Source organism: Stenotrophomonas sp., from assembly GCF_036662295.1.
GTDB lineage: Bacteria > Pseudomonadota > Gammaproteobacteria > Xanthomonadales > Xanthomonadaceae > Stenotrophomonas.
In genome coordinates, this window is the sequence record NZ_JAVWXA010000167.1 from 1 (window position 1) to 5,307 (window position 5,307).

The following is a 5,307-nucleotide window of genomic DNA, read 5'->3' on the forward strand; positions in this document are numbered from 1 at the left end:
AGCAGTACGCACTAAACGGCTGACGACTGTCTACAAAACCCTGGGCGATTCAGTCAAGCCGGCCCCAGTGAGAAAGAGGCGAACTAGACTCTCTGGCTTGCGCCGTGTCAGCTAAGAAGAGGATATGGATGAGTGGGTTGATCCCATTTGAAGTCTGTAAGACTGAGAAGATCAACGCCGACCGGCGAGTCACTCTCGGGTGATGACCTCGAAGCTCTCGCCATATCCGCCACGGTGCGGGAGGCGGTAGCAGCCTTGGGGTGCTCGCTGGGGTCCACGCTGCTGGCGAGCAGGCGTCGTGCGTCTTCCCGGGCTTCTCAGGCCTTGGCCAGGCTGACGTCGGGATACACGCCCGTGCCGGCAGCTTCTTCTCGCCGTTGACGGGGTACCTCCAGCGCCAGTAGCGAGAGCCATCCGGGTGGACCATCAGTAACAGGCCGCCACCGTCGGACAGCTTCTGCTGCTTCTCGGTGGCCTTTACGCGACGGATCGCGGCATCGGACAGGGCATGGGGGTACCAGGTTTTCAGGGCGGGCTTGTACCCCTGGATATACCCCCACCGTCTCATGGCTGCAGCCCACCAGACCTGGCAACCCTAGACAACAAAAAGCCCGGGAACCCTTATTGTGTAAGGATTCCCGGGCTTCCTGGGATTCTTTCGAACCCCTCATTGGTGGAGGTGGGCGGAATTGAACCGCCGTCCGAAGGCACTCCATCCCCGGTACTACATGCTTAGCTCGCCGTTGAATCTCGCCCTGTGGCAGCACGGCGTGCAAAGTGCACCCCAGGACCAGCCTGCTTTAGTTAAGTCGTGACTGACAGGCAGCCATCACAACCGGTTCCGTGATAATGACCCTACATCTACGAGCACGGGCACAAGTAGGTTCGGGGGTTCGCCTTAGGCGGCTGTAGAACTAAACGCTAAAGCTGTTTTTAGGCAGCGATTGCGAAGTCGTTCGAACCGTAGTTGTCGTTGTTGGCAACTAAAAGTTTGCTGCTGGATTAACGAGGAAAGCTGCCCCCTCGGCATGCACCAAGTAACTTCACAACCCCCGTCGAAACCAATGCACCCCCGGTTTCTTCAAGAACCGCAAGACATCTGGCGAACCAGACGCTACTTGACGGGGCCAATCCTACTCCACTCCAGCTGAACAGTCACGCGGGCACGTCGGTGCGCGCCGGGCGGGCTTACAGGTAGGTCGCCTCGCCGTGCAGCCGTTGGCGGATGCTGCGGAACAGCTGCAGCGCGTCGGCCTGCTGGGCCTCGGTCATGCGGGCCTGGAACGTGGCGACCTGGTTGGCGAAATGGTGGTCCTCGATCGGCAGCCCCTCGTCGTGTGCCGCCAGCGCGTAGGCGTAGGCCTTCACGTCGTCCTGCTCCACGCCCATGCCGTGCTCGTGCAGCACGCCAAGCTGCGCCAGCGCAGGCGGATGCCCCAGTTCGGCGGCCATCAGCGTGTAACGCGCGCCCTTGGCCAGGTCCTTTGGCACGACCTCGCCGGCGCCATACAGGTACTGGTCGGCCAGGTAGAACAGCGCATGGGCGCGGCGCTCCTTCCCGATCGCCTCCAGCCAGTGTTCGGCCTGCGCCGGATCGGGGTCAACGCCGAGTCCGGCAAGGTAGGCGATGGCCAGCTGTTCCTGGGCGGCGCGGTTGCCGGCCTCGGCGGCCTGCCGATACCAGTGCGCCGCCTGTGCCAGGTCCACCGCGATGCACTGCGCGCCGGGTGGATACCGGCCATAGCGGTTGATCGGGCCGCCCACGGCGTGGATATCGCCGAGCCAGCGCATGGCATCGGCGTCGCCCTGCGCGGCCGCCTGGCCGAACAGGGCGATGGCACGGGCCAGGTCTGGCGCCGTGCCGCGCCCGAACAGGTACGCGGCGGCCAGGTGGAACTGCGCTTCGGGCAGCCCCTGGCGTGCGCCACGCTGGTACCCGGCGAAAGCCGCCTCCGGGTCGGCCGGCTGCGCGTTGCCGGCAGCGGGGCCGGGTTGGCGCAGCGGTTGGTCGCCGTCCATGCGTGCATCCAGGATGCGCCGCGTGTCGGCCTCAACGGCGGTGCACGGGTGGGGCGGGTTGCTGGCACGTGCAACCGGGGCGATCAACGCGCTCACAACGGCAACGCCGAAGACGAGGTGGGCGGCTCGCCGGCTCAGCGCTTGCCTTCGCGCTGGCGCTTGCTGTCGGCCTGGTGACGAGCCTTCTGCTTGCGCATGTGGTTCTGCTCGTTGCGCAGGGTGACGGCCTGCTTGCGCGCTTCCGGTGCCACGTGGGCCATCAGCGCCTCCACGGTGGCGACCAGGCGACGGTGTTCGAGGCTGTCGTAGGTCTGCTTTTCCGAGGCATCACGCTTGGCGTTGCGCGAGAGGTAGGTGAGCACCTTGAGCAGGGCGGCCGGGTCCATCGCGCGTGCCAGCTCAACGAAGATCGCTTCATAGGCGGCCACGTCGGCCTGCAGCTCGGCGATGGGATCGACGGTGGGATCGGCGCTCGGGGCGGCTTCCAGTGGGGTTTCCTGTGTCACGCAACGCTCCAGCCTGTGTAATAGGCGGGGATTTTGACACTTGTCGGCACGCAGCGGGAAATTGCCCGCCAGGCCGATGGCGCGATAATCCCCCGGTCTGTCCGCGTATTTGCTGGCGGGCACGAGGCAGCAGGCCGTGGCGGCGTTCAAAGGGAGTAGCAATGGGCAGGGCAGGGAAGCTGGCGGTGTTGCTGCTGGGGGCCGCGGCGGTGTTCGTGGCGGGCGTGCAGGTGGGGCAGCGGCAGGCGCGGCCCGCGCAGCGGGAACCGGCCGTGGCCAGCCGCCAGGATGTGCCGCCGGCCGCGCGCCCGGTGGCCGCAGCCCCGGCGCTGCCTGCGCGGCCAGCCGCCGCGCGTCCACCGCACCCGTTCCCCGATGTACCGCAGTCGCGGCAGGGGATGGTGGGCGAGACCGAGCCGTTTGGCGGCGACAGTCCGGAGGAAGCCGAGTGGCTGGACCGCCACGGCTACCCCAACGCCCGCCAGTGGCGCCGCTACGTGACCGCAACCGACTTGCAGCTGGAGCAGGCCGCCGCGGCCGGCGATGGGGTGGCGCGCACGCTGCTGGACGCCCGCCGCCTGCGCACCGACCCCCAGGCCGAAACCCGGCTGCTGGTGGCCGGGGCGGACGGCAACCTGTTTGCGCTGAACCAGCTGGTCGCGTTCAAGGCGAGCCGTCGCGACCAGATGGCCGAGGCCTATGCGCTGTCGCGGGTGGTGGAGATGCGGGGCGACCTGATGCAGTCGCTGAGCCGGCCGGTGATGATCTTCGGTCTGTCCGACAGCGAGCGCCTGTTGGCCGAGGCCGAGGCGTTGTCACTGAACCATCAGCTCAACGAGCTGTATCGGCAGAAGTACGGGGTGGCGCCGCCGCCGGTGCAGCAGCGGCCCTACCAGGTGGACGAAGAGGGCTAAGCGCCGGGTGGGGCGATCGGGTTGCTGGCCGGCTTACGCGTCGCGGTTGTGGCGGCGCATGGTCCGCGACTTCTCGCGGGCCCAGTCGCGGTCCTTCTCGGCATCGCGCTTGTCGTGGGTCTGCTTGCCCTTGGCCAGCGCCACTTCCAGCTTGATCTTGTTCTTGCTCCAGTACATGGCCGTGGGCACGATGGTGTAGCCATCGCGCTGGACCTTGCCGATCAGCTTGTCGATCTCGTTGCGGTGCAGGAGCAGCTTGCGCTCGCGCCGGTCGTTGGCCACCACGTGGGTGGAGGCCTGGATCAGCGGGGTGATCTGCGCGCCGATCAGGAAGATCTCCCCGTCACGCACATAGGCGTATGCATCGACGATGTTGCCGCGCCCGGCGCGGATCGACTTGACCTCCCAGCCCTGCAGGGCCAGGCCGGCCTCGAAACGATCTTCGATGTGGTACTCGTGGCGGGCACGCTTGTTGAGCGCGATGGTTTTGTTGGCCGTCGCGTTCTTTGCTTTATCCTTGCCGTTGTTCTTGCTCATGTCCGTATTGTCTCCGATTCGGGCCTCTCCGGTCGATTCATCAGCACACTGTATTGCCGCATGCCAACTATCCGTCGTAGCGCCCTGGTCGAACATTCGGCTGCCCGTATGTTCGACCTGGTCAATGATATCGATGCCTATCCGCGCCGGTTCCGCTGGTGCTCGGCTTCGCAGATCCTGGAATCCGGCCCGGACCGCCTGGTGGCGCGCCTGGACCTGGGGCTGGGGTCGTTCTCGACCTGGTTCATGACTGAAAACACCCTGCAGCGCCCCACCAGCATCGACATGCAGCTGCGCGATGGCCCCTTCAAGCGCCTGCACGGGCGTTGGGAGTTCCACGCGCTGGCCGAAGATGCCTGCAAGGTCACCCTGACCCTGGAGTTCGAGCCGAACTCACGCCTGCTCGGGCCGGCCCTGGCACTGGGGTTCCAGGGCCTGGCCGACCGGATGGTCAATGATTTCGTCCGCGTTGCCGACGAGCAGGACTGAGCCGTGATCGGCGTGGAAGTCGTGCTGGCCTGGCCGGACCGGGTGGCCCGCCGCGCGCTGCAGCTGCCCGAGGGCGCCACCGTGGCCGAGGCCGTCGCCGCGGCCGCGTTGCCGGGCAGCGAAGACTGTCCGGCCATGGCCGTTCACGGGGTGCTGGCCCGCCCGACGCAGCGGTTGCACGACGGGGACCGGGTCGAGCTGCTGCGACCGTTGCTGGCCGATCCGAAGGACAACCGCCGCCGGCGCGCCCGCGCCGGTCGGTAGGCCGGGTGGCCGCCTCAGCGGCCGCCGCGCTTCTTCTTGTCCTTGGCCAGGTTGCGGCCGAACTGGCGCACCGAGGTCTTGGCCAGGTCGGCGTCGTTGTTGGCGAAGTACTCACCGTCCCAACGGGTCACCAGGTCGTTTTCGAAGTACACCGTGAAGTTCTTCACTTCGGTCTGGCCCAGGCGGTTCACGCGCTGGCTGGCGGTGTAGTCCCAACGCTGGGCGTGGAACGGGTCCGGGATGGAGGGGGTGCCGAGCAGCGCGTTGACCTGCTGCTTGCTCTGGCCCACCTGCAGCTGACCGACGGCCTGCTCCCGGATCAGGTTGCCCTGATAGATGGGTTGCTTATAGATGATGCCGCAGCCCGTGGTGGACAGGGCAACGGCGGCGACCAGCAGGAGATTGCGCATCGGGAATGGCGTTTTGGGAAATCCAGTCGATGATACACTCACGACGCGTCGCCGCGACCCAATCCGAGGCAGCTGGCGCTAAATCGCCAATGAACGGAGACCTATGGAAACCCACGACCTGCGTAAAGTCGGCCTGAAGGTGACCCATCCGCGGATGCGGATCCTGGC

General features: G+C 66.5%; 7 protein-coding genes, 1 other RNA gene and 1 pseudogene. 4 read left to right on the forward strand and 5 right to left on the reverse strand.

Annotated elements, in window-relative coordinates:
* Nucleotides 1-671: 671 nt before the first annotated feature.
* From ssrA to RSA25_RS18870, 3 genes are all read right to left on the reverse strand, one after another.
* Nucleotides 672-1,074: a transfer-messenger RNA gene (gene ssrA / locus RSA25_RS18860) on the reverse strand.
* A gap of 114 nt (nucleotides 1,075-1,188) precedes the next feature.
* On the reverse strand, nucleotides 1,189-2,019 hold the full coding sequence (locus tag RSA25_RS18865) for a tetratricopeptide repeat protein (RefSeq protein WP_332810361.1): 831 nt from the start codon (nucleotides 2,017-2,019) through the stop codon (nucleotides 1,189-1,191).
* Between the two features lie 134 nt (nucleotides 2,020-2,153).
* The gene (locus RSA25_RS18870; protein ID WP_332810362.1) at nucleotides 2,154-2,525 is read right to left on the reverse strand and encodes a hypothetical protein; all 372 of its coding nucleotides are present in this window, start codon (nucleotides 2,523-2,525) and stop codon (nucleotides 2,154-2,156) included.
* A 161-nt stretch (nucleotides 2,526-2,686) separates the two neighbouring features.
* On the opposite strand from RSA25_RS18870, the gene RSA25_RS18875 reads away from it, so the two are divergent.
* Nucleotides 2,687-3,439 carry a hypothetical protein gene (locus RSA25_RS18875; protein WP_332810363.1) on the forward strand — a complete coding sequence of 251 codons (753 nt, stop codon included), beginning with the start codon at nucleotides 2,687-2,689 and terminating at the stop codon, nucleotides 3,437-3,439.
* A 33-nt stretch (nucleotides 3,440-3,472) separates the two neighbouring features.
* Here the strand turns inward: RSA25_RS18875 and smpB are convergent, their stop codons facing one another.
* Nucleotides 3,473-3,976, reverse strand: coding sequence for an SsrA-binding protein SmpB (gene smpB, locus RSA25_RS18880; RefSeq protein WP_332810364.1), 504 nt, complete (start codon nucleotides 3,974-3,976; stop codon nucleotides 3,473-3,475).
* Nucleotides 3,977-4,036: 60 nt separating this feature from the next.
* Between smpB and RSA25_RS18885 the strand changes: the two genes are divergently transcribed.
* Both RSA25_RS18885 and RSA25_RS18890 read left to right on the forward strand, forming a co-directional pair.
* Nucleotides 4,037-4,465: a type II toxin-antitoxin system RatA family toxin gene (locus RSA25_RS18885; RefSeq protein ID WP_332810365.1), complete on the forward strand. Its 429-nt coding sequence runs from the start codon at nucleotides 4,037-4,039 to the stop codon at nucleotides 4,463-4,465.
* A gap of 3 nt (nucleotides 4,466-4,468) precedes the next feature.
* Nucleotides 4,469-4,729 (forward strand): RnfH family protein, encoded by a 261-nt coding sequence (locus RSA25_RS18890; protein ID WP_332810366.1) that lies wholly within the window; start codon nucleotides 4,469-4,471, stop codon nucleotides 4,727-4,729.
* A 14-nt stretch (nucleotides 4,730-4,743) separates the two neighbouring features.
* On the opposite strand, the gene bamE is transcribed toward RSA25_RS18890, so the two are convergent.
* Nucleotides 4,744-5,139, reverse strand: a complete 396-nt coding sequence (bamE, locus tag RSA25_RS18895; RefSeq protein WP_332810367.1) for an outer membrane protein assembly factor BamE — start codon at nucleotides 5,137-5,139, stop codon at nucleotides 4,744-4,746.
* Nucleotides 5,140-5,242: 103 nt separating this feature from the next.
* On the opposite strand from bamE, the pseudogene RSA25_RS18900 reads away from it, so the two are divergent.
* Nucleotides 5,243-5,307: pseudogene (locus tag RSA25_RS18900) on the forward strand (ferric iron uptake transcriptional regulator); the annotation flags it as partial.